The sequence below is a fragment of the Polyangiaceae bacterium genome, from assembly GCA_020633205.1.
In the GTDB taxonomy this organism is placed as follows: Bacteria; Myxococcota_A; Polyangia; order Polyangiales; family Polyangiaceae; genus JAHBVY01.
In genome coordinates this window covers 742,880-758,334 of the sequence record JACKEB010000011.1, presented here as the reverse complement: position 1 = coordinate 758,334, position 15,455 = coordinate 742,880, and the positions used below count along the sequence as shown (strand labels likewise).

Annotated in this window: 13 protein-coding genes; 4 read left to right on the top strand and 9 right to left on the bottom strand. The window is 63.6% G+C overall.

The window, feature by feature from the left end; all coding sequences use genetic code 11:
• Positions 1 to 39: 39 nt before the first annotated feature.
• Positions 40 to 1,383, top strand: coding sequence for a hypothetical protein (locus tag H6718_09845; protein ID MCB9585691.1), 1,344 nt, complete (start codon positions 40 to 42; stop codon positions 1,381 to 1,383).
• Positions 1,384 to 1,419: 36 nt separating this feature from the next.
• On the opposite strand, the gene H6718_09840 is transcribed toward H6718_09845, so the two are convergent.
• Positions 1,420 to 1,983, bottom strand: coding sequence for a hypothetical protein (locus H6718_09840; protein MCB9585690.1), 564 nt, complete (start codon positions 1,981 to 1,983; stop codon positions 1,420 to 1,422).
• A gap of 227 nt (positions 1,984 to 2,210) precedes the next feature.
• Here H6718_09840 and H6718_09835 point away from each other — a divergent pair, with 227 nt between their 5' ends.
• Entirely contained in the window at positions 2,211 to 4,496 is a 2,286-nt protein-coding gene (locus H6718_09835) for a CocE/NonD family hydrolase (protein MCB9585689.1), read from the top strand.
• Between the two features lie 79 nt (positions 4,497 to 4,575).
• Here H6718_09835 and H6718_09830 read toward each other — a convergent pair whose 3' ends face one another.
• The 8 genes from H6718_09830 to H6718_09795 form a co-directional block, all read right to left on the bottom strand.
• The gene (locus H6718_09830) at positions 4,576 to 6,771 is read right to left on the bottom strand and encodes a hypothetical protein (protein ID MCB9585688.1); all 2,196 of its coding nucleotides are present in this window, start codon (positions 6,769 to 6,771) and stop codon (positions 4,576 to 4,578) included.
• A gap of 117 nt (positions 6,772 to 6,888) precedes the next feature.
• Positions 6,889 to 7,092: a ComC/BlpC family peptide pheromone/bacteriocin gene (locus H6718_09825; protein MCB9585687.1), complete on the bottom strand. Its 204-nt coding sequence runs from the start codon at positions 7,090 to 7,092 to the stop codon at positions 6,889 to 6,891.
• Positions 7,093 to 7,951: 859 nt separating this feature from the next.
• Positions 7,952 to 8,758: a hypothetical protein gene (locus tag H6718_09820; GenBank protein MCB9585686.1), complete on the bottom strand. Its 807-nt coding sequence runs from the start codon at positions 8,756 to 8,758 to the stop codon at positions 7,952 to 7,954.
• Positions 8,759 to 8,786: 28 nt separating this feature from the next.
• A complete protein-coding gene (locus tag H6718_09815; GenBank protein MCB9585685.1) occupies positions 8,787 to 9,275 on the bottom strand; it encodes a nitroreductase family deazaflavin-dependent oxidoreductase in 489 nt (162 codons plus the stop codon).
• 110 nt (positions 9,276 to 9,385) lie between these two features.
• Positions 9,386 to 10,264 carry a hypothetical protein gene (locus H6718_09810; protein ID MCB9585684.1) on the bottom strand — a complete coding sequence of 293 codons (879 nt, stop codon included), beginning with the start codon at positions 10,262 to 10,264 and terminating at the stop codon, positions 9,386 to 9,388.
• An 84-nt stretch (positions 10,265 to 10,348) separates the two neighbouring features.
• The gene (locus H6718_09805; protein ID MCB9585683.1) at positions 10,349 to 10,789 is read right to left on the bottom strand and encodes a hypothetical protein; all 441 of its coding nucleotides are present in this window, start codon (positions 10,787 to 10,789) and stop codon (positions 10,349 to 10,351) included.
• Positions 10,790 to 10,824: 35 nt separating this feature from the next.
• Positions 10,825 to 12,585, bottom strand: a complete 1,761-nt coding sequence (locus tag H6718_09800; GenBank protein MCB9585682.1) for a DUF1266 domain-containing protein — start codon at positions 12,583 to 12,585, stop codon at positions 10,825 to 10,827.
• A gap of 106 nt (positions 12,586 to 12,691) precedes the next feature.
• Entirely contained in the window at positions 12,692 to 13,408 is a 717-nt protein-coding gene (locus H6718_09795; GenBank protein ID MCB9585681.1) for a phosphatase PAP2 family protein, read from the bottom strand.
• Between the two features lie 33 nt (positions 13,409 to 13,441).
• On the opposite strand from H6718_09795, the gene H6718_09790 reads away from it, so the two are divergent.
• Complete coding sequence (locus tag H6718_09790) at positions 13,442 to 14,863, top strand: hypothetical protein (GenBank protein MCB9585680.1); 1,422 nt, start codon at positions 13,442 to 13,444, stop codon at positions 14,861 to 14,863.
• A 51-nt stretch (positions 14,864 to 14,914) separates the two neighbouring features.
• Positions 14,915 to 15,421, top strand: coding sequence for a hypothetical protein (locus H6718_09785; protein MCB9585679.1), 507 nt, complete (start codon positions 14,915 to 14,917; stop codon positions 15,419 to 15,421).
• The last annotated feature ends 34 nt before the right edge of the window (positions 15,422 to 15,455 follow it).

The following is a 15,455-nucleotide window of genomic DNA, read 5'->3' as shown; positions in this document are numbered from 1 at the left end:
TCCCCGAAGCTAGACTCAACTCATGATCGGGTGGGGCTCATGATCGGGTGGGGTGCACGAGGCGCGTTTTCGCGCGGCAATGCTTCTGGGCGGCTGAGGCGTGGCGCCCAGGCGGCGCTGCTGCTTGGGACTCTGGGGCTTGGCAACGGCTGCGGCTCGACGACGAGCGGCACCACCTCCCAGGGCGCAGGAGGCGGCAGCGGCGCTACGGGCGGCACTGCGACGGCGGGAGCATCCAGCTCCGGCGGCGCCTCGGGCGCGCAAGCGTTCGTGGTGCACGAGTGGGGCACCTTCACTTCCATGATCTCCGCGCAGGGGTCGCTGAAGCAAGGCGGAGAGCTGCCTGGCATGCACCACGAGGACGAGGCGCTGCCGAGCTTCGTCATCGGTCGCTCACCGGGGCTCGACTTTGGCAAGGCGATGGAGTCGCTGCCAGGACCCGTCACGCAGAAGATGGAAACGCCGGTGCTCTACTTCTACTCTGACCAAGCGCTGAAGGTAGACGTGGATGTCACCTTCAAGGACGGCATCATCTCCCAGTGGTATCCCGACGCGACCTCATTCTGGCCAGCGGTTGGCGAGGCAACTGCGTTTTCCGGCGGAAACATGCGCTGGCAGGTGCAGCTCGCGCCTGGAGACACCGAAGCGCCCATCCCTGTCGCCGAAGACGACATCTGGGCTCCGTCGCGCAACGTAGCCAGCGTGCCAGTGCGCGCGGCAGGTGCCATCGAGCAGTTCATCTTCTATCGCGGCCTCGGCGACTTCAGCGTCCCGCTCAGCTACGAAGTCGACTTTGACAGTGTTTCCGTGAAGAACAACTCTGCACAGCGCATTCCCGCTGCGTTCTACCTGAACTTGCACGACGGAGGCGGCCTGGTAGCGGCCCTCGGCAGTATCGATCCTGGGGGCAGCGTGGTTGCCCAGGGTGGCCCGAAGGAGCGCGACCTCGACGCTTACGTGCTCAACGCAAAAGACCTGGTGAAGCGCGCGCTGGTCGACAGCGGGCTCTACGAGGACGAAGCCCAGGCGATGGTCGACACCTGGGCCAAGAGCTACTTCCTCACTCCAGGACGGCGTCTGCTGTATGTGCTCCCGCGTGAATGGACCGACGCCTTGCTGCCGATCCAAATCGCGCCCGCACCGGATCGGCTCGTGCGCACCTTGGTGGGTCGAGTGGAGTTGCTCACCGGGGATCGCGAAACGGAGCTCATGGGCAAGCTGCACCAGGCGTTCACCGGCGGCGGCACCTTGGACACCGGCGCCCTCGGGCGCTTCGCAGAGCCTCAGCTCCAGCGGGCGTTGCAGCTGGACAGCGACCCCGGCTTTCAGAGCTGGGTGAGCGATCAGATCCTGCAGCTCAACGTGCAGACCGGCGCGCAGTAGCTTCAGGCTGCGGTACTCGTCAGGCAGCCGCAGCGGTCAGGGAGTCGCAGCTGGGCCATCGGCGAGCAGTCGCCGACGCAAGCGCTCGGCGTCTCGCGCCGCGAAGAAGCCACGCAGCAGCACCAGTAGGATCCCGCCAGCGATGTACCAGCCTTCGACGAAGTACGCCGTCTCCATCCGCCAGGCGGAAAGTTGACTCGCGCCCCATACCAGCGCCCCCACCGCAATCCCTCGCATCGGTTGCCTCAGGGAAACATAGCAGGCACCAACGAAGCCGAGCGCCGCGAGGGCGTCGATGGCGAGGGACACCGTCAAGCCGTCGATGTGTACGAACGCGGACTCGCCATTGGCTGCAAACAGCCAGAGCAGCGCACCAAAGCCCAGTTGCCCGATAGCGCAGACAACCAGCATCAATCGAGCGCGCGCCAACTTGAAGTCGAACTCACGGTATTCGGAGCTCGATGCTTTCAGGCGCTCCTCCAGCGCTCGCTTTGAATCGATGCTCACCACTTCGCCACAACGGCAGGTGACTTGGCCGAAGCGGATAGGCTGAGTGCAGCGACCGCAGGGGACGCTGAGAGTGGCTCCGAGGCTCGTCATGATCTGCGGGTTCTCGTGGGGTTGGGGGAGAGGGTACCGCGGTTGAAGACGCTGTCCCTTCGGCGCCTTCTGCGCTCGAGTTGGGCCCCATCGGCCAAACGCCAGGCCCGGTTGCTCGGAAAGCGCCGATCGCGCTGTTTTTTACGCAGAGCGGCAATTGCGCTCCTCACCCCCAAAAACCTACCAACCGTTTGAACGGGACGGCGCAAGCGACTTAGGATGCGCACGTGAGACGCCCCCTGATTGCTTTGGTTTTGGTTGCCTCCCTCGCCTCCCTGAGCGGCTGCACCGATGAATACGTCGAGTCCTCCGCAGAGCTGGAGGCAAGCTTCAAGGTTCGCGAGACCGTGGAGCAACTGATCGTCAGCCACGCGACACCGGGCACGGAGCTCGTGGTCAATGACAAGGACGGTAGCGAGGTCGCGCGCGGCAACGCCGACGAGTTGGGCAGCTTGATGTTCCGTGAGTTACCTCCCGGAAATGGCTACCGCGTGGTCGATCAAGCCACCGGGGAGCAGAGCCGTTCCCTCGAGGTGTGGGACCGTGACAGTCACAAGCCGGATCAAGATTTCTACTCGTCCCAGGTGCTCGTCGCAGGCAGCAACTACATCGAGACGCGGGACGGCACGAAGCTCAGCGTGTACATCACGCTGCCCGGCCCCATCGAGGATGGGCCGTATCCGACGATTGTGAACTACTCGGGCTACAACCCGTCAGAGCCCGGTGGCCCGCTAGACCTCGGTGGTATTCCGACGTCGCTGTGCACTCAGTTTCCGACCATCTGCGACGCGCCTAAGGATCCGAGCGCGATGATCGGCTCATTCATGGGCTACGCGACGGTGGGCGTGAACGTGCGCGGCACTGGATGTTCGGGTGGCGCGTACGACTTCTTCGAGACGATGCAGGTGCTCGACGGCTACGACGTGATCGAGGCGGTCGCCGCACAGCCGTGGGTGCTGCATGGCAAGGTCGGCATGACGGGGCTGTCGTACCCTGGCATCTCTCAGCTGTTCGTCGCGCAGACCACCCCACCGCATCTGGCGGCCATCACACCGCTCTCGGTGATCGCCGACACGGCGTCGTCCACGCTTGCCCCCGGTGGGATCTACAACGACGGCTTCGCGCTTTCCTGGGCCGAAGCGGTGCTCGATGGCGCGGAGCCTTATGGCCAAGGCTGGGAGCAGGCGCGCGTCGATGGCGGCGACGAAATCTGCGAGGAGAATCAGCTGCTGCACGGCCAGGCGGTAGATGCCGTAGCGAAGGCGCTGGATACGCCATTCTACGACCCGAAAATCACCGATCCGCTGAACCCCAGCTTGTTCGCGAAGAACATCGACGTACCCGTCTTCGTGGCAGGCGCCTGGCAAGACGAACAAACCGGCGGCCATTTCCCCGCGCTGTTCGACAAGTTCACCAACGCGCCGGTGCACAAGTTCACCGTCTACAACGGCGCCCACATGGACGGCTTCGCCCCGCAGATTTTATCCGAGTGGAAAACCTTCTTGGACATCTACGTGGCACAGACCATCCCGAGCGTAGACCCGACATTGCGCGCAGCTGGCCCCGTGCTGTTCGAGCAGATCTTCGGTGCGCCGGTGGAGCTGGGTCCCGATCGCTTCGCTGACTACGCAACCTGGGAAGAGGCCAAGGCAGCTTACGAGGCCGAAGACGACCTACGGGTGATCTTCGAGGTGGGCGAGAAGGAAGGCGGAACGGCCTATGCACCCGAAGGAGCCTTCGAGGAGCGCTTCGCCTCGTGGCCAATCCCCGGCACCGAAGCCATGCGCTTCTACCTGGAGCCAGACGGCAGCTTGGGAGAAGCGCCGCCCACGACGGGTGACGACTCGGGCTCCTCGTTCAACTTCGACAAGGACCTCAGCCACGTCCGCAACATGGGTGGCAATAACCCTGGGGTCATCGATCCCGACTGGAACTGGACGACGCCCCCTGCAGGGGACGCCATCGCCTTCGAGACGCCAGCGCTAGACCAAGACTTGGTGTTCGTGGGTCACGCGAGCGCAGACCTCTACGTCCGCTCCACCGCGGACGACGCCGACATCCAAGTCAACGTCACCGAGGTGTTGCCCAGCGGAAACGAGGTCTATGTGCAGAGCGGTCAGCTGCGCGCCAGCCAGCGCAAGCTAGCCAGCGACGCCACGGAGCTACGCCCGATCCAGACGCACCTGGAGGCCGACGCGGCGCCGCTGCCCGCTGGCCAGTGGGAGCTCGCGCGCGTCGAAATCCTGCCGTTTGGCCACGTGTTCCGCAAAGGCTCGAAGATCCGCATCCTGATCAACACCCCCGGCGGAAACCACGCGCGCTGGACCTTCGTGGTGAAGGAGCTACCCGACGGCACGGTGCACTCGGTGGCTCACTCGATGATGCACCCGTCGAGCGTCGTCTTCAGCCACCTGCCTCAAGTGACCGCGCCCGCGCAGACCGCCGAGTGCACCCTGCGCGCACAGCCGTGCCGCGAGTACATGAGCATCGACAACACGGCGTTCAAGCCGTGAGGTGGCAGCCCGCAAGCGGCGACCCACCCAGGATCGCCGCTTCCGGAAGAGGGACAAGAATAGAGGGGACCCAGGACCGCTACTGCACGGTGACCTTCAAGTTCCCACGATCGCCGCCGAGAAAGGGGTTGGAGTTGTTGGTGTGAGAGTGCTCGGCAACCACCTGGCTGAGCGTGGGACCGATCCAATACGTACCGGGTGACGCGGAAAGCGAGAACGTCGCCTCGATCTGCGCCTCCTCCCCCGGCAGGAGGGCTGGAGTGATGATGGCCCCGACCACGGCGTCGCTACTTGTAACTAGCGGGTCCGACGACATTCGAACTAGGTGATAGAGGGCTGGGGCTTCCGCGTCACCTTGATTCCTCACGGTAAACACGTACTTCCCCGAAGGGTTGATAGTGATGCTCGTGGTAACTAGGTCTGGGAGCGTTTGCCCGCCCATCTTCGATACCTCAAGCTTCCACCCAGTAGTCGAGATCAGGGCGTCGCTGGTGATCTGCGTGAGATAGACGGCGGTCGTCGACGGATCGGCAGCTGCTCCCGCCATGTGGTACTGAGCTGGCCGCGGCAAGCCATCCTGATAGCCAACGTTCACCAGCGTGGCGCGCTGCGTGTGGCTGTCGAGCAGTGTCGTATCCGTTCCCACATCCGTCTGACCTGACAACCAAACGTTGGCCCGCAAGTCGGGGAATTCGGTTGACGCTGTGCGGACTGTTCCGAGCACGATATCGCCGTCGGAACCGATCGAGACGCCGGGCCAGCCGTAGTCGTAATACAACGACTCTCCCTGGGAGTTTCTTCCGAGGATCTTGTCCTTCGTCGGGGTCGCGACGCCCCAGGGGCTAAGCTGGATTTCAGCCAGACGGGGTGCGACGCGGAGTCGATCCGAAGACGACCAGAGCTTTCTCACCATCTGCGTGACGACCATGCGCCCCCCTCGGCAGACAGCCCCCATGACCTGGTTGGCCATGTTGTCGAAACCGATGCTTCCACCACGCTGCGTGGTGACCGTGTCGTTGGGGAAACTGCCACTTCCTTCCGGCGCTACGTTGACAAGGAAGCTCGATAGGCCGCCGCCTCGCGTCCAACGTCGCACTCTGAGCTGCGATCCATTCTCTTTCGCAACCCAATACGAGTCAGCCGAGTCGTCGTAGTCCGTGCAGGGCATGAACTGGTAGCTTCCGCCGCTTGAGTTTTGAGCGGTCCAACTCTGCACGTAGTAAGGATCGGGTGGAGAGGAAGCTTCGACCGGATCCACCGGATTGGCAATGGTGGTTGGACTAAAGACTAGTCGGCTCAAGTCGACTCGGTAGTGCCTATTCCTGCTCTCCACGCACCACTTCTGACTGTCCTTGGCTGACCCGGTCTGCTTCAGGCGACGAACTTTGCACTTATCGGGGCAGTCGCTGTCGGAGCAATTCTCATGCGTCCACTCCTCCTCAAGGTTGAGAATCAGCAGGTGATCGCCGTTGATACCTAGCCCGTCCCAGTCTTGACCATCCGCCGTACTCGCCGCGCGGAAAATAATGTGATTCCACCCATCCCGCGGGTCCTCGCTGCGCGAGACGGCGAGCATCATCCGCGGCGGATACTCTTTGGTCTGCGCATACATGATGAAGCGACCATACTTCTCAGAAAACACCATCCGCGCGTCCTTCACGGGATCCCAGGCCTGGGTGAAGCTGATGTGGCCGTCGGTGACAAACCAACTGTAGATCGAGTTCTGCCCAGAGTTCGTGGAACCTCCTAGGTCAACCGGCTTTCCGGACTTCTCGTAGCAAGCAATCCGCATCCGCGCGGTAATACAAACGTGTGTGCGGCTGACGGCGACCGACGGATCGGGTCCGCTGTTCAAGCCGCTCCACAGCGTTCCGTTGGTGTCAAAGCGAAAGGTCGGCTGTCTAGTGACATAGTAGGCCCCACTGGGTTTTGGAATCGACTCCGGAACTTTCGTTCCGCTGACATGGGGCAGGGGTTCGTCGTCCGGCAGGAACGTCTGCGAGTTCGACCAGGCTGGAGAGCCGCGATCGTCTCCAAAGGACGAGGTTCGCCCGTCGCCCTCCTGTGCTTCCCCCTCGTAGTCGCTCGGTGAGGTCACATCCACAGTCTGCGAGCCTCCAGAGGCAACGACTGCGACCCCGCCCTCGCTGAAGCTGCCGCCCGCGCCACGCTCGTCCTCCTCAGCGTAGCTGCCCTGAAGAGAAACGCCCTCGCAAGCAGCGAAACCTCCCACAGCCATTACACCCAATACAGCCAATCCAACAATCTGTTTCATCGAAGCTTCTCCTTGTTTGGCCAAGAACCAAACACAGACCGGGCTCGCGTACCCTGCACGCGGGATCTGATCTCGACCCTAGTCGGCACAGTTGACTCGAGCGACCCAGTCGTATCCCTACGGTAAAATCCCGCCGGCGGCAGCCATTCCAAAGTAGCCAACACCGCTGCCTTCCACGCCCATCGTGGAGGGGCCGCCGGTCATGGCGAGGTAGTACTGACCCGAGCCGAGCAGCACCTGAGGGCCGCCTGCGGCGTCCCAGGTTCGGCCGCCCGCGGCGAGCGCTTCGCCGTTGAGGCGCGCCCTCACCTGACCGTCCAGCCCAACTCGGATCCACGCGGCAACGTCGTAGCCGAAGCGCAGCTTCAGCTCGCCGTCGACTTCGCCCTCGGCGCCGCCTTCTCCTTCGGCCTTCTTGCCCTCTTCCTCGAGGCCAAATCCAACGATCGCATTGGCATCGAGGTGGAGCTTCGAACCCGTCCACGCAAACAGCGCGCCGGTCTCGACTTCGCCTCCCACCTCGTCAAAGCCCTCCGTCTTGAAGCGCCCGAGAGCGCTCAAGGCGTAGCCGTCCTGGTGGCTTCCCAAGATGCGATACGCCACGGAAGCAGAGGGCGCGAACTCCCCCTTCAAAGTCCGCTCAGCGGAGCCGAGGAGGAGGAGCTTGTCCGTCGGGCTCCCGTAGACTTGACCGCCGTATAGCGGTTCAACCACGCCAGCGCTGGTGCCGAACCCGCCGCCAGTCGCCTGTGCGCCCACGCCTGATTCGTGAACGCCAAAGGCGGACTGAGTGAAAGCCAGGACCGGCGCCTCCGACTTCGCATCAGGCTTCCGCGCGGTCTTGTCGTCGTTCGAGCCGCCCTGATCGGCAGCACCCGGAGCCCGCCCCTGCGCCAAGGCGAGAGGTGACACAACTAGAACACAGGCGCCGAGGGCAACGGCCCCGAGACGCACGAGCTTGGCACGCATAGCATTCCTCCATGACCGCAGGGCAACAACCCAGGTCAGCACCGCGCACGGACCGCACGGAAACATTCCGCCATCAGTGCGCAGCCACGTCTAGCAGCGCGCACCAACCGAATCAACTCGCATCGAGCAAACCAAAAGACCGCGCGGCAGCGCAATTGGCTCCAGTGCCAGCAAGCAACAGTTCACGACCGCGCGGCGACGTCGAGCAGCGCTACACCCAAGGCCGCGGCGCCTTGAGGCGCTTCCAAAGGAACGCCGCGTAGGCATGAGGCAGGCGATTCGCATCGCCTTGCGGAAACGCATCTTGCAAGAAGTCTCGCGGGATTCTCTCTGCCGCTTGAGCCAGCCGCTCGAGGGTGAAGCGCTTGGCTAGCTGCTCATCGATGGCCCGCATGCGCTCGGTGTGCGCTGTGAACAAATGCCCCGCGAGGTCGTAGGGTGTCTCCCGTGGGTCTTGCTCGGTGACGCCGTCCCAGTCGTGCTGGAAGGTCAGCGCAGCGCCGTGATCGATCAGCCAGTGCTGACCATGCCAGTTCAAGATGTTCGGGTTGCGCGCTGAGCGATCCATGTTCAGCACCCAGGCGTCGAGCCACAGCACTCGCGCCGCGAGGTCCGCGTCTACGGATTCGGCGCGGTCCCCACGCAGCTCCTGAGCGCCTTCCAGGAAGCGCACCCCAAGGTTCTTTCCTACGCTGAGACCAAGCAGCTGCAAGAGCTCGTCGTTTTGATCGTCGCTGGGGATCTCCGCAGGGATTTGCAGGACGGCGCGCTCGGGCACCGGCAGGCCGAGCTGCTCTGCCAGGTCTGCTACCAGGCACTCCGAGATCAACGCAGCGCTGCCCTGGGCCGCACCGCGCAGCTTGGCCACGAACGCGCCGCGAGGCGTCTCCACCAACACCGGCAGCGAGTTGCCTCGCCGAAAGGCGCTCTTCACGCGCAGCGCAGCGAATTCAGGCAGCGCGGCAGGTTCTTCACGCGGCGCAGTGAGCTTTGGCGGCGCAGTGAGCTTTGGCGTCACAGTGCTGAGGCTAACACAGGCGACCGCATCAATTGGCGGCGCGCGGCGTGAAGCGCACCAAAGGCACCCGAGCCGCAAAGCGAGCGGCACCTGCCTGGGTGGCGGGTTGCTCCGCACCGGTACACATCTTGGAGAGCTTGTTGTAGGCCGTGGGGTAACGCTGGCTGTAGCTGAGCAGAGCTTGGGCGGCCTCCTCCGCCTCCACGACCTCGCCGTGGACGTCCACGGTTCGTCTCCCCACGGTAATGGTCACGTCAGGGTGCGCCTGAACGTTGCGAAACCAGTTCGCTCCCTCCCCCCAACCCGAAGCGACGTACCAGCAGTCCCTGGATTGGTCGTAGTTCACGACTTCCACCACCGCGCGTCGCTCCTGGCCGCTCTTGCGACCGATGTGCCGCAGGTACAAGAAGCGTTGGCCCATCAACCAACCGAGGTTGGCGCGATAGATCCAGATCGGAGCACGCAAGAAGGCGCGCATCAGACCACTCGGCGGCTGCTTGTCGACTGTGCCTGGCATGGGCATGGAGTATCGGTCGCGCTTCTGCGGGCGCAAGGCTTCTTCCGCCAGGAAAAGCATCCGTACGGCTGCACCGCGATGAGCAACGCTTGCCCAACGTCTTGTAAGCGTTACAGCGACTCGCAGCAACGCGCGCCGAGGCTGTAGTCGTAGTAGTCCGCGCGATGCACTGTGATGCGCGCCTGACACCCGTGGGGTGTGTCACGCGCGTAGAATCCCCCGAGGAACACGCCAGAGTCATCGTCGATCCATTCGTCGAGGCCACCCACCATGTCCATCACGGCGTCATCTCCCCACGCGCTACGGCACTCCGGGTTGGAGCCCGTGAGCGACAGGAGCCGCTCACCTCGATACTCGATTTCGTTTAGGCGAGGATCGCGATGGCCAAGGCCGGCCGCACCGTGAAGCAGTGGCGCAGGCGCTTGGGGCGCATTCAAGTTGCAAGCTCCCGGCACCAGGCGCTCACCGTACGGGTGCCGCGTGTTCGACTCCGAGCGGCACGCCTTGAGCCACTCGCCGTGACCACACAGGCGCTTGCCGGCGTTCTCACAAGCGCGTCGCGCCGATGCGAGATCCAGGTATGCGTTCGGCACCACTCCAGGTTTTGATTCCGCCCGGATATCGAAGTCGCTGGTCGTCTCCCAGGTTGGCAGCTCGGGCAGCGGGACCTGGCGCGCGCTCCACGGACCGATCTGCCCGCGGCGGTTCTCCCACTCCCGCTGGTCACGCAGCGCGAGGAAACGGCTCGGATGGTAGTAAGGGGAAACGCGGCGCTCACCGCCCTGCTCGAAGAGCGAGATCTCCCAGCGGTCGATGCAGAAGGCGCGATCGATCTCCACCATCTCCGGGGGACAGCGCCGGGCAGGCGGGGCCGTAGCCGGCGCGGGGATGGCCTCTGCAGGAGCCGGCAGCACTGGCTCGGAAGTGCTCGGCGCAACGCTCGGTGGCGCCGCGCCCGAGAGGCACAGCGCGGTGAGCAGCGGGAGCATGAGGCGGCCGAGCAAGATTTCCGCAGTTTGCCGGAGTCTCGGCAGCGCGGACAAATGTCCGGAAATAGACGCGGAGTCGAGAACTCAGGTCTCGATCACGCCGCCATTGCAAACGCCACAACCTGGACCGTTCAGCTCCACAGGCTCGTAGGTGACGTTGAACTTCTGCTGAAAGATCTGACTGCCGTCGTCCGCCGTCACCTCGAAGCCCCAGAGCTCGGACTCGACGTCTGGCAGCGACCCGTAGGTGTACCCCGAGAGCTTCACGCCGGCGCTGGCCTCTTGCCACTCGACGTGGAACTTCGAGTTCTCCCCCCGCCACACACCCGTGCTCACCTCGGTGAGGGCCACGTCACTGCAAGTGTCGACTTGGCATATCCGCACGGTTGAAGGCGTAGCTGCTGCAGCGCCCACGCTGAGATCGAACTGAAGGCCACCACATCCAAGATCGGTGCAGTCGTCTGAAGAGCAGCCGACGAAGAACGGAGTAATCAGCAGAGTCAAAGCAAGAGAGAAGCGCCGCATCCGCGCACTCTAGCGCCTTCTAGTGCGACGGAGCATCAAAAGTCGTCGTCATCGTCATCGTCGTCGTCATCATCCTCGTCCGGCTCGTCGGGTTCGTCGTCGTCTTCGTCTTCGTCCGGCTCCGGCTGAGCGACGCTCCCGCCGTGCTTCAAGGTGTACTGGTCGAGGAGCTGCATGTAGCGCGACAACAGGTTCATGTCGGTCGCCATCTTGGTTCCCCACGGCATACCAGCCATGCTGAAATCCAACATGCTCATGCCAAAGACGCGCTCGATCTCGACGTTGGGGTCGAGCCCCTTCTGCCCCCAGGCAACCTGGGCGCCAGCAACCTCGCAGTAGAACTCGAAGCTGATCTCCTTGGCGGCGCCGCTCGCGACCCGGGCCTTCTGCACCTCGCCCAGAGCGTCGGAGTAGATCTTCGAGTAGCTCTGGCCGAGCACTCCGGAAGGGTCATTCTGAAAGCGCTGTCTCCAGCCCTCGCTGACCCGCGCGTAGCCGGCTTCGTCCAGGCGATACTGCCCGAGCACGTTCAACCAGTCTTGCCCCGCGGTACCGCTGGTCTGATGCGCGGCGAGCGCCGCCATCGCCTTGAGATCGATGCCCTCAATGGGAGCCGTCAGCTGCGGATGCGCGGCGAGGGCCTTCTCGGCGCTGGAGTCCTGGTTCGCACGGAACGCCTGCATCATCGCGTTTTGAGTGTCGATATCGTCGAACGCCGCTTGAGCGAGCCAGCTACCGCCGGGGGTCGCGAAGTGCTTCGACATCGTGATGCGCACGCGAAAGAACTGTCCCACGGAGCGATAGCCCCGACGTTGTAGCTCCTGCTCCACCTGGTTCGGGTTCTCCTGTTCCAGCTGCCTGAAGGCTTCTTCATCGGCGAAGAACTGCTTGAGCAACTCGTGCTGGGTGTTGAAATCCCAGGTGCTACGCGACAGCGGCCCCCAGTCGTCGGCCCACTCATCGCGCCCGATGCACTGCTCGTACTGCTCCTTCCAGCGCCGCTCACCTTCGTCGATCACGAACTGCGCGCCATCGTAGTCTTTCAGGAGCTGTATCTCGGCGTGGTCGCGGTGGCGTGAGACCTGGGGTTGGGGGTGAGGAAAAACGGGCTCCCCGAACAAGCCGTACATGCCCGCCCAGCGCTGTCCCCACACCGGCGTTACCCCGGGGATCGAAATCGGAGTCAGCCACGGAATACACACATAAGGCGACTCCGAGTCCTGCAAGAGCTGCGCTTGAGCGCGCTGGGATGGTTCGGGGTCGCCTCCCCAGAACATCAGCCCCCAAATGTAGTGGTCGCTCAGCTCCTGCCAGGAGGTGTAGGCGCGTTGCAGCAACGTCGCCGCGGGCAAGATGTAACTCCAGGCCTCTTGCTCCTCGATGTACCCAGCGAGGTAGCCCCAACCAGCGACTGATACGACGCGGCCCGCGTCCCACGCGAGCAGGCTGCGTTGCCCGATGGCGTGTTGGTATTGCTGCACGAAGCGATACTTGGACGCTTCCGCGGGGTAATATTGCTCGAAGGCGAGGGACGGGCCGTACTGGGCGAGCAACTGGTTACACTCGCCTTGCGCCTTCTCGTAGCTGGCGCTGTGCCCCTGCTCGCGCAGCCACTCGATGGTGCTGCGAAGCTTCTCAGCGTCCTGAGCTCCCCAAGAGCTCGCGAGCACGTCCTGGGCAGATTTGACGTAGTCATCCCGGTTTCGCGGGCCGCCCCCCAACAGATACGGCGCATCCTGGTTGATGCGGGTCAAGATGGCTGCGGTCGAGAGGGCCCAGCGCTGCGCGAGGAGCATAGGCGCGCGACGCTAGCATGGCGCTATTGAGGGACCACAGGGTTTCGCGCGGTCCAACGCACGCGCTCAGCGTGCTTCCACAGCGGAAAAAGTTGAGCCCGACGGCTCACTCTGGCGCGTCTTCGGTTCCGGGCGCCGCGACCACCCCTGCTTGTTGCAGGCGGCGGAACAAGCCCCACGCAACGACGGACCAGACGAGACCCAGGCACCAACCCGCGAGCACATCCGTGGGGTAATGACGACCAAGGTACACACGGCTGAATCCGATGAGCAGCGTCAGCAGCGCAGCCACCGTCATGCAGTAGACCCTAGCCCTTCGACTTGCCACGATACGGCCGAGCAACGTGCCGAGGGTCGGGTACACGGTCGCCGAGATCAGGGAATGTCCGCTCGGAAATGAGTAGGCGTCCAAGGCGAACGCGGCGTGCATCACGAGCGGTCGCGGTCGCTGGATGGCGCCCTTCAGCAGGTAGGTCGTGAAGGCAGCTGCCAACACGCACACCAAGAAGACGAGCGCCGTGCGCTGGTGCCGGATCAACACCAGGTACCCGAGCACGACGCCGACGAGGAGCGCCACCACCGGTCCGCTGCCCAGCGACGAGAACTGCTGGAGGACTCCGAGCAGCCAGGGTGGACCAGCGGGCGTCGCCAGATCCGCGCCGCGAAGCAGCTGAATCAACCGCTGATCCCAAGCGCTCAGCACGCCAGGACTGCCAGCGCTGCTCGCCAATACGCCAAACAAGCCCAAGAGCCCGAGCACCAACAAGCCGGCGACCCGCAGCGCAGGATCTCGGGTAGGCTGTTGAGTCGCAGGCGTGAGCACGACGCTCTTATAGCGCCGATCAGGAGGGGAAACGTGGGGCGCAAGGACACGGCTGAACAGCTTGCGGGGCGAGTGAGCCCCCCAGCAGGCGTGCGGGCACTCCACGTACGGCTCGTGTCGAATCAGCGTTGGCTCTCAGTCACCCTAGGCTCACTGCTCACATGCGCCGCCTGCGCGGGCGCGAGGGCGAACAAGCACGAACGTCACCAGACAGCGGCAGCGGCCCCGAGCGAAGCCTCTGCGAAGCCAGCGTTCCCTTACCTTGAATTCGACCCAGACGAGCGACCCAAGGCGGACGCGGGTACGCAGCCGACGCACGCCGCCCCGCAGGACGCTGCGGCGACGGACGCCGGGTTTCCAAAGGTGCTGCCGCCGCCACCCAGCTGCAAGGCCGTGGCGACCACGGCGCCGCTGAGCGTCGATGGCGATTCGCTAGCCGACAGCAAGAACGACCCGCGCCTTGTTGGCTTGCGTCAATACTGGCGACGTCTGCATCAGCGCAACACTCAGTGCTCCGTCGGCCACAACGACGGCCGGCTGATCAACCTCGAGTGCGCCAGCTTCTACGCGAACGCCGACGGCAACTTGCGTCCAGGCGGTGTCGAGAGCCACCTCTTCGAGTGGAACGGCAGACGCTTCGAGCCCGTACCGCTCAAGCAACTATTTCCCGGCGGCAACGACCTCAACAACGTACTCAAAGAAGCCTGCAACTCCACGGAGCACCAGGAGGTTTACGCCAAGGTATGGCTCGACCACACTGGGATGTCGTTCGTCGCTGGCCTATCACCCATTGACGAAGCTGGCTGTCGCATCACCTACGCAGAGCGTGCAGATTGGGTCGGTTGCGGTCCCCTCGCCTACTTGGCGGGCTACGCGCCCCGCTCCCCAGCACCAGAAGGAGCGCGACCCGAGCCGCTCGGCTGGGACACCGAGCGAGTCATGAGCCGACTGCCGAATCAACAAGCGCTGGTCAGACGCATCAACGCGCGCATCGATGGGTTTTACAACCAGGTCAAGCATGCGCAATACGGCGAACTTGGTTGTGCCCGGTTGCTCAGCACGAACCAAGTGTTCAGCCTGAACTGCAGCATCGACTACTCGACCAAGCTGCGACTGAACTACTCCGTGCCCACGGGCGCAGAGCTCGACATCGACACACTGCTTGCCGTGGCTGGCCCAAGGCTCATCCGCGCGGCTTCGGCGGCTTGCAGCAAGAAATACGGCAAACCCCGACCGGAAGCGTACGGCTTGTTCTCGAAGACGCCACTGAAGGTCGGGCGCGATGACCTCACGGAATTTGAGCTTCACTCGTCTTTCTTGCGTTTTCACACGGAACTGGAGCTGCAACTCGAAGGCGAAATCCCGAGCAAACGCACAGCAACCTGCGATGTCCCGCTGAAAGCTGCCGGTCTCAGCTTGGAGAAGCTCGCAGCAGTCCCAGCGCCCACGCCGTAGCGCGTCGCTCGACCCTTGACGTCACAAGACCGCTCGGAAACGCTGCACGGCATGTTGCGAAAGCTGTTCGCTTTGGCGCTGCTCGGGGCGCTGCCGTTACTGCTGAGCTGCAAGAAGTCGCAGAAAGAAACCTACACTGGCCCACCTGGCTACATGCACCTAGAGGCCAAGGTGACTCTCAAAACCACCAGCCTCACGCTAGTGGGTCTGATCAAGACTCACGGCCTGGATGAGTGCAACGCGCAACAGGCTGAGGTCAAAGCGGATGTCATCGGTGGCCTGCTGGACGAGTGCGAGGAGTGCCTCAAATCGTATACGTCGGAGTGCCTCGAGGAACCGCCCTACTTCTACGCGGCCACCTTCGACAACAAGCCGATCCACCAGACTTACCTCTCCACCAAAGAGGTACCCGAAACCAAGCTTCGAGATGAGCGCTTCGTGATTTTCGGTGTACCCAAGGCAGTAGCAACCAAGGTCTGCCAGGAGATGTGCCAGACCTATCGCACCAAGAACACGGGCATCGACGTGAGCTGCCACTGCATCGAATCCAGCAAGTGATGCCAGGTCGCGCTTGACTCGCATGCCCCACGCG